Annotated in this window: 21 protein-coding genes; 12 read left to right on the plus strand and 9 right to left on the minus strand. The window is 30.3% G+C overall.

All coding sequences use genetic code 11. From position 1 onward, the window contains the following. Nucleotides 1-40 precede the first annotated feature (40 nt). On the plus strand, nt 41-523 hold the full coding sequence (locus tag ACTT9P_RS03260; protein ID WP_440909262.1) for a YbaK/EbsC family protein: 483 nt from the start codon (nt 41-43) through the stop codon (nt 521-523). Beyond that, entirely contained in the window at nt 520-1,404 is an 885-nt protein-coding gene (locus ACTT9P_RS03265; protein WP_440909263.1) for a DMT family transporter, read from the plus strand. The genes ACTT9P_RS03260 and ACTT9P_RS03265 overlap by 4 nt, the downstream gene beginning before the upstream one ends. Here the strand turns inward: ACTT9P_RS03265 and ACTT9P_RS03270 are convergent. Both ACTT9P_RS03270 and ACTT9P_RS03275 read right to left on the minus strand, forming a co-directional pair. After that, nucleotides 1,401-2,303 (minus strand): homocysteine S-methyltransferase family protein, encoded by a 903-nt coding sequence (locus ACTT9P_RS03270; protein WP_440909264.1) that lies wholly within the window; start codon nt 2,301-2,303, stop codon nt 1,401-1,403. The two genes, ACTT9P_RS03265 and ACTT9P_RS03270, sit on opposite strands and share 4 nt — an antisense overlap. 5 nt (nt 2,304-2,308) lie before the next feature. Further along, complete coding sequence (locus ACTT9P_RS03275) at nt 2,309-3,052, minus strand: sulfite exporter TauE/SafE family protein (RefSeq protein WP_440909265.1); 744 nt, start codon at nt 3,050-3,052, stop codon at nt 2,309-2,311. A gap of 9 nt (nt 3,053-3,061) precedes the next feature. Here ACTT9P_RS03275 and moaB point away from each other — a divergent pair, with 9 nt between their 5' ends. Beyond that, entirely contained in the window at nt 3,062-3,562 is a 501-nt protein-coding gene (moaB, locus tag ACTT9P_RS03280; protein WP_440909266.1) for a molybdenum cofactor biosynthesis protein B, read from the plus strand. Here the strand turns inward: moaB and ACTT9P_RS03285 are convergent. Together ACTT9P_RS03285 and ACTT9P_RS03290 are read right to left on the minus strand one after the other, a co-directional pair. Next, nucleotides 3,543-3,962 carry a YqaA family protein gene (locus ACTT9P_RS03285; RefSeq protein ID WP_440909267.1) on the minus strand — a complete coding sequence of 140 codons (420 nt, stop codon included), beginning with the start codon at nt 3,960-3,962 and terminating at the stop codon, nt 3,543-3,545. The two genes, moaB and ACTT9P_RS03285, sit on opposite strands and share 20 nt — an antisense overlap. Nucleotides 3,963-3,976: 14 nt before the next feature. Further along, nucleotides 3,977-4,222, minus strand: coding sequence for a DUF1244 domain-containing protein (locus ACTT9P_RS03290; protein WP_440909268.1), 246 nt, complete (start codon nt 4,220-4,222; stop codon nt 3,977-3,979). A 22-nt stretch (nt 4,223-4,244) separates the two neighbouring features. Between ACTT9P_RS03290 and ACTT9P_RS03295 the strand changes: the two genes are divergently transcribed. The 9 genes from ACTT9P_RS03295 to ACTT9P_RS03335 all read left to right on the plus strand — a co-directional run bounded on the left by ACTT9P_RS03295 (nt 4,245) and on the right by ACTT9P_RS03335 (nt 12,144). Next, the gene (locus tag ACTT9P_RS03295) at nt 4,245-4,826 is read left to right on the plus strand and encodes an SRPBCC family protein (protein ID WP_440909269.1); all 582 of its coding nucleotides are present in this window, start codon (nt 4,245-4,247) and stop codon (nt 4,824-4,826) included. 135 nt (nt 4,827-4,961) lie between these two features. Further along, nucleotides 4,962-5,423 (plus strand): (2Fe-2S)-binding protein, encoded by a 462-nt coding sequence (locus ACTT9P_RS03300; RefSeq protein WP_440909270.1) that lies wholly within the window; start codon nt 4,962-4,964, stop codon nt 5,421-5,423. 25 nt (nt 5,424-5,448) lie between these two features. Beyond that, nucleotides 5,449-7,827, plus strand: coding sequence for a xanthine dehydrogenase family protein molybdopterin-binding subunit (locus ACTT9P_RS03305; RefSeq protein ID WP_440909271.1), 2,379 nt, complete (start codon nt 5,449-5,451; stop codon nt 7,825-7,827). Between the two features lie 11 nt (nt 7,828-7,838). Then, nucleotides 7,839-8,624 (plus strand): FAD binding domain-containing protein, encoded by a 786-nt coding sequence (locus ACTT9P_RS03310; RefSeq protein WP_440909272.1) that lies wholly within the window; start codon nt 7,839-7,841, stop codon nt 8,622-8,624. 21 nt (nt 8,625-8,645) lie between these two features. Further along, nucleotides 8,646-8,975: an XdhC family protein gene (locus tag ACTT9P_RS03315; protein WP_014952945.1), complete on the plus strand. Its 330-nt coding sequence runs from the start codon at nt 8,646-8,648 to the stop codon at nt 8,973-8,975. Further along, nucleotides 8,975-9,982 (plus strand): fatty acid desaturase, encoded by a 1,008-nt coding sequence (locus tag ACTT9P_RS03320; RefSeq protein WP_440909273.1) that lies wholly within the window; start codon nt 8,975-8,977, stop codon nt 9,980-9,982. Before ACTT9P_RS03315 ends, ACTT9P_RS03320 begins: the two co-directional genes overlap by 1 nt. After that, nucleotides 9,963-10,643, plus strand: a complete 681-nt coding sequence (locus ACTT9P_RS03325; RefSeq protein WP_440909274.1) for an XdhC family protein — start codon at nt 9,963-9,965, stop codon at nt 10,641-10,643. The genes ACTT9P_RS03320 and ACTT9P_RS03325 overlap by 20 nt, the downstream gene beginning before the upstream one ends. Next, nucleotides 10,643-11,578 (plus strand): hypothetical protein, encoded by a 936-nt coding sequence (locus tag ACTT9P_RS03330; RefSeq protein ID WP_440909275.1) that lies wholly within the window; start codon nt 10,643-10,645, stop codon nt 11,576-11,578. The genes ACTT9P_RS03325 and ACTT9P_RS03330 overlap by 1 nt, the downstream gene beginning before the upstream one ends. Beyond that, nucleotides 11,575-12,144: a nucleotidyltransferase family protein gene (locus ACTT9P_RS03335; protein WP_440909276.1), complete on the plus strand. Its 570-nt coding sequence runs from the start codon at nt 11,575-11,577 to the stop codon at nt 12,142-12,144. Before ACTT9P_RS03330 ends, ACTT9P_RS03335 begins: the two co-directional genes overlap by 4 nt. Here the strand turns inward: ACTT9P_RS03335 and ACTT9P_RS03340 are convergent. Genes ACTT9P_RS03340 through ACTT9P_RS03360 form a run of 5 tightly spaced genes read right to left on the minus strand, consistent with a single transcriptional unit; the run spans nt 12,130 to nt 14,779 of the window. Further along, entirely contained in the window at nt 12,130-12,711 is a 582-nt protein-coding gene (locus ACTT9P_RS03340) for a sulfite oxidase heme-binding subunit YedZ (protein WP_440909277.1), read from the minus strand. The two genes, ACTT9P_RS03335 and ACTT9P_RS03340, sit on opposite strands and share 15 nt — an antisense overlap. After that, the gene (gene msrP / locus ACTT9P_RS03345) at nt 12,711-13,604 is read right to left on the minus strand and encodes a protein-methionine-sulfoxide reductase catalytic subunit MsrP (RefSeq protein WP_440909278.1); all 894 of its coding nucleotides are present in this window, start codon (nt 13,602-13,604) and stop codon (nt 12,711-12,713) included. Before msrP ends, ACTT9P_RS03340 begins: the two co-directional genes overlap by 1 nt. After that, nucleotides 13,591-14,043 (minus strand): molybdopterin synthase catalytic subunit, encoded by a 453-nt coding sequence (locus ACTT9P_RS03350; protein WP_440909279.1) that lies wholly within the window; start codon nt 14,041-14,043, stop codon nt 13,591-13,593. The genes msrP and ACTT9P_RS03350 overlap by 14 nt, the downstream gene beginning before the upstream one ends. Beyond that, nucleotides 14,043-14,312 (minus strand): molybdopterin biosynthesis protein MoeD, encoded by a 270-nt coding sequence (locus ACTT9P_RS03355; RefSeq protein WP_440909280.1) that lies wholly within the window; start codon nt 14,310-14,312, stop codon nt 14,043-14,045. Before ACTT9P_RS03355 ends, ACTT9P_RS03350 begins: the two co-directional genes overlap by 1 nt. Beyond that, nucleotides 14,309-14,779 carry a thioesterase family protein gene (locus ACTT9P_RS03360; RefSeq protein WP_440909281.1) on the minus strand — a complete coding sequence of 157 codons (471 nt, stop codon included), beginning with the start codon at nt 14,777-14,779 and terminating at the stop codon, nt 14,309-14,311. Before ACTT9P_RS03360 ends, ACTT9P_RS03355 begins: the two co-directional genes overlap by 4 nt. Nucleotides 14,780-14,784 lie beyond the last annotated feature (5 nt).

Consider the following 14,784-nt stretch of genomic DNA (forward strand, 5'->3'; position numbering starts at 1 on the left):
ATAAATAACACCTATGCAAAAATTACATAGATAGCAGATTATGAATGCAATTTTAGATAAAGAACCCGTGAAAAGAGCAGAAAAATCGCTCAAAAAATTTGACGAAAAACTAGAGGTAATTTGTTTGGAGCAATCAGCTAGAACTGCACAAGATGCTGCTACAGCTTTAGCTTGTGATGTGGGCGCTATTGTAAAAAGCTTGCTATTTAAAGCTGGAGACAGATTCATTTTAGGATTAGTTGCAGGTGATAAAAGATGTTCTTTAAATAAACTTAAGAAAATTCTTAATGAAAAAGATATATCGATGGCTTCACCTGATCAAGTTAAAGAAAATACTGGCTATACAATTGGAGGGGTGTCACCTGTGGGTCATTTGAAAGAGTGTGAGATTTTTATCGATGAAACTTTAGTCAGATTTAATGATATTTTTGGTGCAGCAGGTCATCCAAATGCTGTTTTTAAAATTGATTACAATAACCTAATAAACATGACGAAAGGTCTACCTAAAGATATAGTTGAATGAGAGAACCTAAATTAGCTGATTATACTTTACTAACACTTTTAGCAGTTATCTGGGCTTCAGCCTTTTTTAATATAAAAATTGCAACTTACTCATTTGGTCCAGTGACAATTGCTTTTTTAAGAGTTTTTTTTGGTGCACTACCTGTTTTGTTAATTTGTTATATCAAAAAAATTAACATTGAGGCTTTCTCAAAAGATTGGCATTGGTTTGCCTTGATTGGGTTTATAAATTTAGTAGCCCCATTTTTTTTGATAGCATATGGAGTTAAATCTGTTCAAAGTAATTTAGCTGCTATTTTAATGTCTACAACAACATTAAGTTCAACCGTCCTTGGTCATTTTTATACAAAGAATGAAAAATTTAATTTTACTAGAACAATTGGAGTATTAATTGGCTTTTCAGGTATCGTATATTTATTTTCTGACAATTTTTTAATCAATGAAAACAACTTTGGATCTGCATTATTAATTTTACTAGGATCTACTTGCTATGTTGTTGGAGGAGTTCTAACTTTAAAAATAAGTAAAAAGAAAAATGAAAATGTAACTGGATCAATTTTAATTTGGGCTACTATAATTTTATTACCTTTAGTATGTTTTATTGAACAACCTTGGAAAAATATTCCAAGATTAGATTCAACAATCTCAGTTGTATATCTTGGACTTGTTTCTACAGGAATTGCTTGGTTATTAAGGTTTAGAATTTTAACAACCAATGGATTGATTTTTCAGTCCCAAGTTTCATATTTAATTCCAATTTTTGGAGTTATCTTGAGTTATATTTTTCTAAAAGAATTAATAACGGTAAAAGTTTTAGTGGCCTTAGTTGCTGTAATTATTGGAATTTATTTTGTAAAAAAAGCTGGATTAAATAAAAACTAAAGAATTTTTTTTATAGCCTCAATATGAGCGGGAGTTGTTTCACAACAACCACCCAACATAGTTGCGCCACTCTCTTTAAATTTCTTTGCTAATTTTGCAATTACCTCAGGTGTTAAATCTTTTCTTTGACCTAAAAATTCATTAGGGTTACCATTACTCTTTCCATAGCTAGTTGTGTAACCATCTTTCGGTTGCGTAGTTTCAAAAGCATTAAATTTAAAACCACAAGGAACATCAAAACTTTTAAGTTCATCAAAATTTTTTTCAAAGTTTTCAGGAGAAATACAAGTTAAAATTACTCCTAATAAATTTTCATCAAATACTTTTTTTATATCTGAAACCTTTTCTCCACTTGGAAGTTTTGTCCCTTCAGAGATATGTATTCCAATTAGATAAGGCTTTTTAAATTCTTTAATAGCTTTTATTGCACACTCAAATTCTCTAACACTGCTTAATACGTGTAAAATAAAAAAATCTACATAAGGATTTAATAATTTAGCTTGTTCATTAAAACTCTTTGTAATCAAATCAGTTTCACGATCATCTGCTTCATATGTAAAATTTTGCGGAGGTAATTCACCAGCAATCTTAACATGTGGAAATTTTTCTTGAGCTTTTTTTGCTATTTCACCAGCTTTTTTATTTAGGTATTCAAATTTATCTTCAACACCATTATCTCTTAATCTTACTCTTCTGGTAGTAAATGTTGTTGTACAAATTACATCAGCTCCAGATTTAATATAATCTAAATGTGTATTTAATAATAATTCGTGATATTTTTCATCTAACAGGGCATTGGCGCTCCACAAGGTCCCGTTTGGCTTCATTCCTCTCGCTAAAAGTTCTTGTCCCATTCCGCCGTCAAGAATTCTTATCTTTTTGAAATAATCTAATTCCATGATTATTAAAATATTCTTATTCCTATTCTCATTGCTACAAAAATTACAAGTAATGATGTTAATATTGCTAATAATCTATTTGATAAAAATTTCAAATTAAGAAAATTTCCAATTTGACCACCTATTAAAACAGCCAAAAAAAGTGGGTAGTAGTTAAATAATTCATTTATTACATTTTCCTTCGTTAATTGGCCTAAAATCCCTGAAATTGAATTAAGTAATATAAATAAAGAGGCCGTTGTTACAATTTGCTTTGGGTGAGCGGCTTTTAATAAAAATAATATTGGGCTTAAAAAAATACCTCCACCAATACCAACTATACCAGATGTAAATCCTATTACTGACCCAATCATTATTGAAAACAAAGGATTAATGTCATTAATTTTAATTATTTTTTCAGAGTAGTTTCTATTGCTAATTAGTAAAAAAAAGCCTGCCAAACTTAAAACAACAAATAAGATTATTTCAAAAAATTTTTTTTCTACTGCAATTGAACCACCTAAAAATGCAAAAGGAATTGATCCCACTAGATACACTAATAATAATTTGGAATTGAAATTACCTGTTCTAATATAATTAAATGAATTACCTGAAACTACAATTACATTACAGACTAAAGCTAAAACAGGAAAAATATAATATGGAATATCCCATATTAACAAAAGAGCTAAATAAGTAGATCCACCACCAAATCCCACACTTGAATATAGAATAGCAGTTACAAAAAATAATATTGATAGTATAAACATAAATAATTTATGAAAGTTAACATAGCATTATTAACAGTTACAGACACTAGAACTTTTGAAAATGATAAATCTGGTGGAATTTTAGTAAACAAAATTAAAGAAGCTGATCACAATCTAATTGATAGAAAAATTTGCAAGGATAACAAGGATGACATTAAAGATATAATTAATGAATGGCTTAAAGAGAAAGATATTGATGTTATCATTACAACAGGTGGCACTGGGCTAACAGGTAGGGATATTACTCCTGAAGCATTGAATGAAATTGCAGACAAACATATTCCTGGTTTTGGCGAAATGTTTCGATATATAAGTATAAAATCTGTTGGAACTTCCTCTATACAGTCTAGAGCATGTGCAGTTTTAGCAAACGGTAAATATGTATTTGCATTACCAGGTTCATCAGGTGGAGTAACTGATGCATGGGATCAAATACTTAAGTATCAACTAGATATAAATCACAAACCCTGTAATTTTGTTGAATTATTTCCTAGACTAAAAGAGAAATAAACAGGTATCTAGATATCTTTCCAATACCAACAAGTATTAAAAAAATAAAAAACTTTGTTTTCATTGTGCCTGCAACAAATGTTAATGGATCACCAATTATTGGCACCCAAGCAAATAACAAAGACCACTTTCCATATTTTTCGAACCATTGAGAGGATTTTGAAATCTGTTCTTGGTTAAAAGGAAACCATTTTTTATTTTGTAATTTAATAAAATAAAATCCTAAAACCCAATTGAATACTGATCCAAGAATGTTTCCCAAGCTTGAAAATGTAATCAGTAATGTTCTATTATAATTTTCTATAGATAGCATTGATGCTAATATTAATTCAGAAGAAAAAGGTAAAATTGTTGCTGCTAAAAATGATATCGTAAATAAGCTAAGATAACCAATTATCACTTTGGATTAGATTGTTACTTTTGATATTTTTCTTTCCACTCAGAGTAGGGCATACCGTAAACATGCTCCCTTGCATCAGGATCTGAAATTGTAATTCCTTTTTTTTCTGCTTCTTCTCGGTACCATTTTGATAAGCAATTTCTACAAAAGCCTGCCAAGTTCATTAAATCAATATTTTGAACATCTTTCCTATTTCTTAAGTGTTCCATTAATCTTTCAAAAGCAGCAGATTGAAGTTCTTTTTTAGTGTTATCGTCCATAAAAATTTTATATAATTAGATTATGAAACTTTCAGGATCTTATCAAATAAATTTACCAAAAGAAAAAGTCTGGGAAGCTTTAAATGATCCAGAAATATTAAGACAAGCAATACCAGGATGTGAAGAGTTCACAAAAAACTCAGATACAGAATTTACTGCAAAAGCTACAAATAAAATTGGTCCTTTTAATGCCAGCTTTACAGGAGATGTAGAGCTTAAAGATTTAAATCCACCAAATAGTTACAAAATATCAGGATCTGGAAATTCTCCAGTTGGTTTCGCATCTGGTGAAGCAAGTGTGAATTTAGAAGATGAAAACGGCGGGACAAAGCTTACTTATGAAGTGGAAGCTAATGTAGGAGGAAAAATTGCTCAAGTAGGGGCAAGACTAATAGATATGACAGCAAAAAAAATGGCTGATATTTTTTTTGGTAAATTTTCAGAACTCATTACACCTTCAATTAATGAAGAGAGTGTAATTCAAAATCAGTCAGAAGAAAAAAATTCTGCAGATTCTTCTGGTAAGAAATCATCAAATCAAAAGTTATTAATTTATGGTGGTGTTGTTTTAGCTGTGGCAATTATCGCTTATTTAATTTTTTAAAATATTCATAATTACTCGATTTTTAGTTAGTTTCCTCTACCTCAGGTAGTAATGCATCAAATAATCGATTGCTTCTCTATTTTAGTTATGATCAGATGTTATTTAGGGAATAAGGCAATAGAGAAGGAGTAATTAATGACTAAAGTAACTTTAGAAGTTAATGGCAAAAAGGTAACTAAAGAAGTTCCGGACCATACACTTTTATCAGTATTTTTAAGAGATAATTTAAATTTAACAGGTACTCACGTAGGATGTGACACCAGTCAATGCGGAGCTTGCGTAGTCCATGTTGATGGAAAATCTATAAAAAGTTGTTCAACATTAGCTGCAGACATCGATGGATCAAAAGTAACTACTATCGAAGGTTTAGCAAAAAATGGAAAAATGCATCCAATGCAAGAAGCATTTAAAAAAACTCATGGTTTACAATGTGGATACTGCACACCAGGAATGGTTATGAGTGCAGTAGATTTACTTCAAACAAAAAAGAATCCAAGTGAGCAAGAAATTAGAGAGTGGTTAGAAGGTAACATTTGCAGATGCACAGGTTATCAAAATATAGTTGCTGCAGTTAAAGAAGCATCAACAAAAATGTAATTAAGATAAGGAGGAGAAAAATAAAATGCCAAGTTTAGTAGGATCAAGAGTTGAAAGAAAAGAGGATAAAAGATTTTTAACAGGAAAAGGAAGATACACAGCTGATATCAATATTGCTAATCAGACTTATGCTGTATTTGTTAGATCTCCACATGCAAGAGCAAAAATTAAAAAAGTAGATACATCAAAAGCATTAAAGTCTTCTGGTGTCGTTTCTGTATTAACAGGAAAAGAAATAGCAGAAGATAAAATTGGAGGATTAATAGCAGGTTGGGCCATTAGAAGTGAAGATGGTTCAGAAATGAAAGTACCTGCAAATCCACCTTTAGCTGGAGAAGTTGCAAACTTTGTTGGTGAACCTATTGCTGTAGTTTTTGCTGAAACTTTAGATGAAGCAAAAGCAGGCGCGGAAAAAGTTGAAGTTGATTATAAAGTCTTAAAAGCAGTTGTAGATCCAGCTGAAGCTATGAACAGTGAAGCTGTTCACGATGGAATAGATAAAAACCTTTGTTATGATTGGTTGTTAGGAGATAGAAAAGCTGTTGATGAAGCATTTGCAAAAGCAGACAAAATTATCAAAGTTGATTTAATTAATAATAGATTAGTTCCAAATGCAATGGAACCAAGAGCTTGTGTTGTTGATTACAATACAGCGTCTGAGGAAATAACTTTATATACTACAAGTCAAAACCCTCATCTATCAAGATTAGTAATGTCCGCATTTGGAGGTGTTGCTCCAGAAAACAAATTAAGAGTAGTTGCACCAGATGTAGGAGGTGGATTTGGTTCTAAGATTAATGTTTACAATGAAGAAATAGTTTGTAGTTGGGCATCTAAAAAAATTGAAAGACCAATTAAATGGGTTGCAGAAAGAACTGAGTCTTTCTTAACTGATACTCATGGAAGAGATCACGTAACACATGCTGAACTTGCTGTAACAAATGATGGTAAGTTTTTAGGTTTTAAAAATGAAACTATTGCAAACCTAGGTGCATATGCAAGAGTATTTGCAACAGTAACTCCAACATATTTATTTGGACCTTGTGCAACAGGTGTTTACGTAATTCCTGCTGCATACTCAAATGTAAAAGCAGTTTATACAAACACAGCACCAGTTGATGCATACAGAGGTGCTGGAAGACCAGAGGCAACTTATACTATTGAGAGATTAGTAGAGAAAGCTGCTATGGAACTTGGAATTGATAAAATTGAATTAAGAAAAAGAAACTTTCCAAGTGAGTTTCCATTTAAACAAACATTAGTTCATACAGTGGACTCAGGTGATTATGTTGCAGGTATTGAAAAAGCAAAAGAGATGGCAGATTATGCTGGCTTTGAAGCTAGAAGAAAACAATCTGAAGCTAATGGTAAGTTAAGAGGTATTGGTGTTTCTTCTTATTTTGAAGCTTGTGGTATTGCACCTTCGGCAGCAGTAATGTCACTTGGATGTGGAGTAGGTTTATGGGAATCTGCAGAAGTAAGATTTAATCCTACTGGTCAAGTTTCTGTATTTACAGGTTCACACAGTCATGGACAAAGTCATGACACTACATTTGCTCAAATTGCAGCAGATGAATTAGGTGTTCCAATGGAAAATATTGATCTAGTTCATGGTGATACAGATAAGAGTACATTTGGTATGGGTACTTACGGTTCAAGATCACTTGCAGTAGGTGGTATTGCAATTGTAAATGCTTGTAAAAAAATAGTTGCAAAAGGTAAGAGAGTTGCAGCTAAAATGCTTGAAGTCAGTGAAGAAGAGATCGAGTTTAAAGATGGAGAGTTTGTTGCTCTTAAATCTAATAAAAAGAAAACTATTGGTGAAATTGCTTTTGCTTGTTACGTACCAGGTCAAAGAGATGAAATGAAGTCACCAATTCCTGAAGGTGATGAGCCAGGTTTAATTGAGTCTGCATTTTACGACCCACCAAACTTTTCTTTCCCAGCAGGTTCACATATTTGTGAAGTAGAGATAGATCCTGCAACTGGAAACGTGAAGGTTGAGAAATATACAGCAGTCGATGATTTTGGAAGAATAGTAAATCCAAACATTGTTGAAGGACAAGTACATGGTGGATTGGCACAAGGAATTGGTCAAGCTTTGTATGAAAATACCATGTATGATGAAACTGGTCAGTTAATGACAGCTTCTTATATGGATTATACAATGCCAAGAGCTGATAATTTCCCAGAGTTTAATCTAGGATTTACTTGTACGCATGCAACATCAAATCCTTTAGGTGTTAAAGGATGTGGAGAAGCAGGAGCTATTGCTTCACCTCCAACTGTAATGAATGCAGTTATTGATGCATTAGGTGGTCAAGAAATTACAATGCCAGCTACACCTGAAAAAGTTTGGAAGGCTTGTAAAGCGCTTAAAAAATCTAACTCTAAAGCAGCTTAAGGAGGTTAATTATGAAAACTTTTAATTATCATGCACCAAAAGATGTAAAAGAAGCATCTAAACTTGCATCTTCTAATTCTGCTTTTTTAGCTGGAGGAATGACTTCTATTCCATCAATGAAGTTAGGATTAGCAACTTATAAAGATGTAATTGATATTAAGAAAATAAGTAAACTTTCTGGTATCAAAGTAAGTGGCAAGACAGTTAAAATAGGAGCTACAACTAAACATGCAGATGTTGCTTCATCAAAAGATGTTCAAAAAGCAATTCCTGCCCTGGCAAAGCTTGCTGGTAATATTGGTGATGCACAAGTTAGAAATAGAGGAACAATTGGTGGTTCTATTTCAAACAACGACCCATCAGCTTGTTATCCATCAGCTTGTATGGCTTTAAATGCAGTCATCCATACTAATGATAGAAAAATTGAAGCCAATAAATTTTTCAAAGGTATGTTCGAAACTGCTTTAAAGAAAGGTGAGATAGTTGAAGCTGTAGAATTTGCTATTCCAGAAAAAGCTGACTATCAAAAACATCCAAATCCTGCATCAAGATATGCAATAGTTGGTGTGTTTATTGCTAAACATAAAGATGGAGTTAACGTAGCCGTAACAGGTGCAAAATCTTGTGTTTATATTGATAAAGATTTATCAGGAAAACTTTCATCAGATTTTTCATCAGGAGCTATTGAAGGAATGGAACTTGATGATAGTGAGATGAACTCTGATATGCATGCGTCATCTGAATACAGAGCAAATCTAGTTTCATTATACGCTAAAAAAGCTGTTGAAGCTTGTTAGTATAGTTTTATATTTTATCAGATGAAAAATTCATTTGATGAAAAAATACTAGAAGAAGCAAACGATTGGATTAATGCCAATCAAAAAGTTGTCTTAGCAACAGTTATTCAAACTTGGGGATCATCTCCAAGACCCACAGGTAGCAGAATGATTATCAATGAAAAAGGCGATTTTTCAGGTTCTGTTTCTGGTGGATGCGTAGAGTCCGCAGTTGTAAGAGAGTCTATGTCTTTGATAAAAGACAATAAACCATTCAAAAAATTAGAGTTTAAGGTTTCAAATGAAAGTGCCTGGGAGATTGGCCTAGCTTGTGGTGGTGAAATAGCTGTTTATTTAGAGCAATTCAATTAATGCAAGTAGAGCTTAACAATTATTTTAAGTGCAAAATAGATAAATCTATTCTTAAAGAACTTTCACAAAAATCTGACATCAAAGGATTATTACATGTTAGCGGATACTTTGTATTGTTATTTGCTGTAGGATTTATCGCATATTTTACATGGGGAACTTATTGGTCGATCTTTTGGTTTTTAATTTATGGAAATATATATAATTTTGTAAATGCAATTTGGCATGAAACTAGTCACAATACTGCTTTTAATTCAAAAATTTTAAATTCAATTTTTTTTCATTTATCTTCGTTTATGGCTATGTTTGAACCAACAAGGTGGAAGTTTACTCATTTTGTTCATCATAAAAATACATACTCAACAAAAGATCCTTATGATCATGAAATTTTATATGGCAATGATTTAAAAAAAACTCCAAAAAGTTTTTTAATTAACTGCATACCTTTTGCAGACTTGTTATATTTAAAAAATCACATTTCTTTTGAAATTATTAAGCATTCATTAGGTATTGAAACCAAAGTTATGAAAGAGTGCATTCCAGATAATGCAAAACCAAGAGCTATTTTAATTTCTAGGATTTATTTAGTAATTTGGCTTTTAATAATATTTAGTTCAATAGTTTTTAAAACTTGGTTGCCTGTTTTGTTTTTGTTACTTCCAATATTTTATGGAAAAACTATGCATAGAATTGTTGCATTTGCTCAACATGCTGGACTTGCAAGAAACGTGAAAGATCACAGATTATCTTCAAGAGACATGCACTTAAATCCAATATTGAGTTTTTTATATTGGAAAATGGAATATCATTGTGTTCATCACATATATCCAACTGTTCCATCTTATAATTTAAAAAAATTGTATCATCATCTTGAAGATCAACTACCTAAAGCAAAAAATGGTTTGATTGAAACTTATAAAGAAATAATACCAGCATTATTGAAACAAAGAATTGATCCTAATTATAGTATCAACGTAAGATTGAATAAAAATGAAACAGTCACTGCTTAAAGAAATTATTAACCTAAAGGAACAAAAAAAAGAATTTGCAATAATTACAAATCTTGAGAATGGAAATTCTACAATTTACCATAATGAAAATGAATTAACTGGAGAGTTTGAAAGTTATAAAGATCAGATAATAAATTTCTATAAATCAAAAAATAATGGTGTAATTGATGGAACAAATGTTTTTGTTGAATCATACGTTAGACCAATAAAAGTTGTTATAGTTGGGGCCGTACATATCGCTCAATATTTAGTTGATTTTGCAAAAAGTTTAAATTTTGAAATCTCTATCATTGATCCAAGAGGTTACTTTGCATCTGAAAAAAGATTTCCCAATATGAAAATAATTAATAAATGGCCAGATGAAGCTTTCAAAGAGTTAGATACAAACGAAAGTACAGCACTAATTGCTTTAACACATGATCCAAAAATAGATGATCCAGCATTACAATATGGATTGAAAAATAAATTTTATTACATTGGTGCATTAGGAAGTAAAAAAACACACGCTAATAGATGTGAAAGATTGAAAGAAGCTGGGTTTAATGAAGAGCAGATAAATTCAATACATGGTCCAATAGGAATTAAACTTGGAGGCAAATCAGCCCCAGAAATTGCTTTATCTATTATTGCACAACTTGTTTCAGTAACTTATACAAAGTAATGATTAAATTACTTTATATTTTTTTATTTTTTTTTATCTCAACTAATATCTCAGCAAGTACATTAGACTATAAGGATTTAGATAAAATTTTAAAGAAAAGCACGTTTGTTGATAATCAAGGAAAAACTTATTCAATTGATAAAATAAATGACAAGAGAAATACTTTATTAATAATTGATAATCATGGCAGTGATTACGACATGGTCAAGGATAAATGTCAAAAAAAACCAAAATTGGGATATACATGGAATGGAGCTACAGTTCCTGCAATATTAAAACTTCACAACAAACAAATTAAAGGTTTAACCATTAAGATTTATCGCCTTTGCTCGGGAGTAAAAGGAATGTCTTTGAAAACAATGAAAAAATATAGAGATCAACTTAAGGAAACAGGCAATATTGAAATTGTTGAAGATGAGACAAAAAATATTAAAAGACAAAAAATAATCCTTAATGAATTGAATAAATTTAATGAAATGGGATTTGAACATATTGTTCTTTCAGGTTTTTCAGCTGGAGCCTGGGCGTCATTAAATTTGCAGTCTAAATATTCAGACAAAATAAAAGGAACTATTGCAATCAATCCAGCTGCATTTGGAAAAAAATCAATTTGGAAAAAAAAATACCCTGAATGGGGATTTTTTAGAAAATCAAACTTTGATGAACTAAAAAAATCTCAATCAATTAATTCAATTATATTCGTACACAACAAAGATAAATTTGAAACTCCAGAAACATTGTCTTTTTTTGAAGATATCAAAGGAGTAAATTTTATAGATTATAGCGAACTTAAACCTACAACGTGTAAATGGGCAGATGCAGATCACAATATGGGCCCCGCAGATGGTCATGGTATTCCTCAATCTATTTGTTTCACAAAATTTATAAATAAAAATGATTATTTAATAAAATTCTTAGAAAGAATTATACGATGATATCAGCAATATTACTTGCTGCAGGACAATCAAAAAGAATTCCAAAAGAAAACAAACTCCTTAAAAAATTTAAAGGAAAAACATTAATTAATCATATTTTAAATCAACTAATAAAAAGCAAAGTTAAAAAAATTATAATTGTTTTAGGACACGAACATTCATTAGTAAAAAAAGCAGTAACGAAAAACAAAAAAATTCAATTTATATTGAATAAGAATTATAAATCTGGAATTGCTTCATCAATTAAAACAGGAATTAAAAAAGTAAATAAAACTTCAAAAGGTTTTTTGATTGTTCAATCTGATATGCCATTCATAAAAAAAAGTCATATAAATAAAATTTATAACTCTATAGATAAAAAAGATAATCCTGTTCATTTATTAAAGTTTAAAAATAAAATTGGCAATCCCATTGGTTTCAATTCTTCTGTAATTTCAAAATTTAAAAAAATTAAAGGTGATGTTGGAGCTAAATTTATGGTTAAAAGTTTAAAAGAAGAAGCAGCTATAATTAAAGTGAATTCTCAAAAAATATTTAAAGACTTAGATAAGTTAGCTGACTTTTGAGGATGATTTAAAGTTTATTCTAAATGCTAATAAAGCTAAAATTATAAAAAGATAAATTAAAGGTTCAGTGAGATCTCTTTTTACTAACCAAATAAAATGAACTACAGCAAATATTGCTATTATATAAGTTAATCTGTGAAGTTTTTTCCAGTTATGTTTTAAAATACCCATCATTTTTTTGGAAGATGTTATTGCAAGAGGAACTAATAACAACCATGCAGCAAAACCTATAAAGATAAATTTCTTTGTAAGTATATCTCTTGAAATATTTTCCAAATCAAATCTATAGTCTAAACCAACATAAGTCATTAAATGTAAAGATGCGTAAAAAAAAGCGAACAGACCAAGCATCCTACGAAACGAAATCCATATATTTAAATTAGTAATTTTTTTTAAAGGCGACATTGCAAGAGTAAATATGATAAATAATAAAGCCCATTCTCCTGTATGATGAGTAATTTCTTTAATTGGTTCTGGACCTAAATTGTTAGTAAAAGTTTTATAAACGATAAGTATTAAAGGAATTAGACTGAGAAAAAATATTGATGGCTTGTATATTTTACGCATTAAAAGTTTTTCTTTAAATCCATGCCAGTATATAGATGAGCAACCTCATCACCATAACCGTTGAACATTAAAGTTTTTACTCTTGGAGAAAATACTTCACCATTAATAACTCTTTCAGTGGCCTGTGACCATCTTGGATGATTTACATTTGGATTTACATTAGAGTAAAAACCATATTCTCTTGGTGATGCCCACATCCAAGCAGTCATTGGCATTTTTTTTACCAACTCAATTTTTACAATAGCTTTGCCACTTTTGAATCCATATTTCCATGGAATGAATATTCTTAAAGGTGCTCCATTTTGATTTGGTAGCGGTTTACCATATAATCCTGTCACAACAGTTGTTAGAGGATGCATTGCTTCATCTAATCTCAATCCTTCAACGTATGGCCAATTTAATACTGCTCTTCGTTGTCCAACCATGTTTTCTGGATCATAAACACTTTCAAATTTTACAAATTTTGCCTCAGGTTTTATTTTAACTTTGTTTAGTAATTCGCTGAGCGAAAAACCCATCCAAGGTATGATCATTGACCAGCCTTCAACACATCTTAATCTTTGCACTCTTTCTTCTGACGGAAATGAATTTAGAATTTCATCTATAGGTAAGTCTATAGGTTCTTCAACTTCTCCCTCAATTCTTACAGTCCATGGTCTTGTTTTAAAATCTTGGGATTTTTTATAAGGATCTCCTTTACTAGTGCCAAACTCATAATAATTATTGTAAGTAGTTATATCTTTATAAGATGTTGGTTTAGATAAATCTGTGTTTGCTAAAGCATTATTTGCGAAAGCAATACCACCAATTCCATAGCCTAAATTTTTTAAGAATGTTCTTCTATTATTATAAATCTTTTCGGGTGTTATTTCTGAGTATTTAAATTTTTTCATTATTTATTGGGTTACCTTTCAACCATTTACTATCTTCATTTTCATAATGTTCTTTTTTCCAAATTGGTGATCTTTTCTTTATTTCTTCAATTATATATCTTGATAAAACATATGCTTGATCTCTATGCTTACAAGCAACAGCAATAATAATACTCATCTCACCAAGTTTTACATAACCTTTCACATGTTCAATATAAACCGCCTTATCTGTAATATTAAGTTTTTGTTCAGTTTCTTCATAGATTTCTTTAAAGCTTTTTATAACCATAGCATCATGGCTATCATATGTTATTCCTGTGACTTTTTTATTTTCATTAAAATCTCTTACTGTCCCAGTAAAAAAAATTGATGCTCCAAATTTTGATGAGGCAATAAATTTTTCAGCATTAGAAATTTCTATTCTTTCTTTTTCTGTATCTATGATTTTAGTATGAAGCATTAACCTCCTCCAATTGGGGGGATAATACCTATTTTTTGATCTTTTGTGATTTTATAATTGTCGCTAATTATTTCATTATCTTCAGAGCAAAAAGCAGAGGAATTAATTATTTTCTTAAAATTTTCATTTCCATTAAAAGTTTCATCAATAAAATTTAAGAGAACATTTTTAAAATCTTTTATGGTTATTTGAGATTTTAAATCAAATTCCAAAATATTTTTGTCACTAAAATCTCTACTAGCCCCGAATAATTCTAATATTATTTTCATTTCTTTAATTTAGATGAAAATTTTAAATTCTCATTAATAAAGCCTGATTGATTTTTACTTATAAATTCATCCATTATTTTTAATTTTTCTTCTTCAAATTCTGAAACTTTACGAGTGTTCAAATTCACATAAAGCGCTAGTGCTTCAAAGGTCGATGCTAAATATCCTTCTTTTTTATTTATCATTTCCATTTTGTATTGAAGTCTTTTCTTATCATGATCAAAATATAATAAGTTAATATCTACTTCATCATCAAGCTTAAGTTCTTGGTTATAAGTTATATTTGTTTCAACAATCATAGTGCTCATACCAGTACTTTTTGCAGATTCTTCACCCATCTTAAACATTCTATTTAGATTATCTGCTCCAAACTTATCAAAAATTAAAAGATAATAAGCTACATTCATATGATCGTTATAATCGATCCAATCTTTAATAATTTTTTGAGAACTAAGATGAACAGACATTTAAA

Origin of the sequence: Candidatus Pelagibacter sp. (assembly GCF_052048095.1) — a bacterium.
Lineage (GTDB): Bacteria > Pseudomonadota > Alphaproteobacteria > Pelagibacterales > Pelagibacteraceae > Pelagibacter.

What these genes read in the sequence shown, in the direction of transcription:
- ACTT9P_RS03320 (WP_440909273.1), top strand. Translation starts at nt 8,975, where the DNA reads ATGCAAGTAGAGCTTAACAATTATTTTAAGTGCAAAATAGATAAATCT.
- ACTT9P_RS03305 (WP_440909271.1), top strand. Translation starts at nt 5,449, where the DNA reads ATGCCAAGTTTAGTAGGATCAAGAGTTGAAAGAAAAGAGGATAAAAGA.
- ACTT9P_RS03265 (WP_440909263.1), top strand. Translation starts at nt 520, where the DNA reads ATGAGAGAACCTAAATTAGCTGATTATACTTTACTAACACTTTTAGCA.
- msrP (WP_440909278.1), bottom strand. Translation starts at nt 13,604, where the DNA reads ATGAAAAAATTTAAATACTCAGAAATAACACCCGAAAAGATTTATAAT.
- ACTT9P_RS03275 (WP_440909265.1), bottom strand. Translation starts at nt 3,052, where the DNA reads ATGTTTATACTATCAATATTATTTTTTGTAACTGCTATTCTATATTCA.
- ACTT9P_RS03335 (WP_440909276.1), top strand. Translation starts at nt 11,575, where the DNA reads ATGATATCAGCAATATTACTTGCTGCAGGACAATCAAAAAGAATTCCA.
- ACTT9P_RS03300 (WP_440909270.1), top strand. Translation starts at nt 4,962, where the DNA reads ATGACTAAAGTAACTTTAGAAGTTAATGGCAAAAAGGTAACTAAAGAA.
- ACTT9P_RS03355 (WP_440909280.1), bottom strand. Translation starts at nt 14,312, where the DNA reads ATGAAAATAATATTAGAATTATTCGGGGCTAGTAGAGATTTTAGTGAC.
- ACTT9P_RS03330 (WP_440909275.1), top strand. Translation starts at nt 10,643, where the DNA reads ATGATTAAATTACTTTATATTTTTTTATTTTTTTTTATCTCAACTAAT.
- ACTT9P_RS03270 (WP_440909264.1), bottom strand. Translation starts at nt 2,303, where the DNA reads ATGGAATTAGATTATTTCAAAAAGATAAGAATTCTTGACGGCGGAATG.
- ACTT9P_RS03340 (WP_440909277.1), bottom strand. Translation starts at nt 12,711, where the DNA reads ATGCGTAAAATATACAAGCCATCAATATTTTTTCTCAGTCTAATTCCT.
- ACTT9P_RS03325 (WP_440909274.1), top strand. Translation starts at nt 9,963, where the DNA reads ATGAAACAGTCACTGCTTAAAGAAATTATTAACCTAAAGGAACAAAAA.
- ACTT9P_RS03315 (WP_014952945.1), top strand. Translation starts at nt 8,646, where the DNA reads ATGAAAAATTCATTTGATGAAAAAATACTAGAAGAAGCAAACGATTGG.
- ACTT9P_RS03260 (WP_440909262.1), top strand. Translation starts at nt 41, where the DNA reads ATGAATGCAATTTTAGATAAAGAACCCGTGAAAAGAGCAGAAAAATCG.
- ACTT9P_RS03290 (WP_440909268.1), bottom strand. Translation starts at nt 4,222, where the DNA reads ATGGACGATAACACTAAAAAAGAACTTCAATCTGCTGCTTTTGAAAGA.
- moaB (WP_440909266.1), top strand. Translation starts at nt 3,062, where the DNA reads ATGAAAGTTAACATAGCATTATTAACAGTTACAGACACTAGAACTTTT.
- ACTT9P_RS03360 (WP_440909281.1), bottom strand. Translation starts at nt 14,779, where the DNA reads ATGTCTGTTCATCTTAGTTCTCAAAAAATTATTAAAGATTGGATCGAT.
- ACTT9P_RS03295 (WP_440909269.1), top strand. Translation starts at nt 4,245, where the DNA reads ATGAAACTTTCAGGATCTTATCAAATAAATTTACCAAAAGAAAAAGTC.
- ACTT9P_RS03310 (WP_440909272.1), top strand. Translation starts at nt 7,839, where the DNA reads ATGAAAACTTTTAATTATCATGCACCAAAAGATGTAAAAGAAGCATCT.
- ACTT9P_RS03350 (WP_440909279.1), bottom strand. Translation starts at nt 14,043, where the DNA reads ATGCTTCATACTAAAATCATAGATACAGAAAAAGAAAGAATAGAAATT.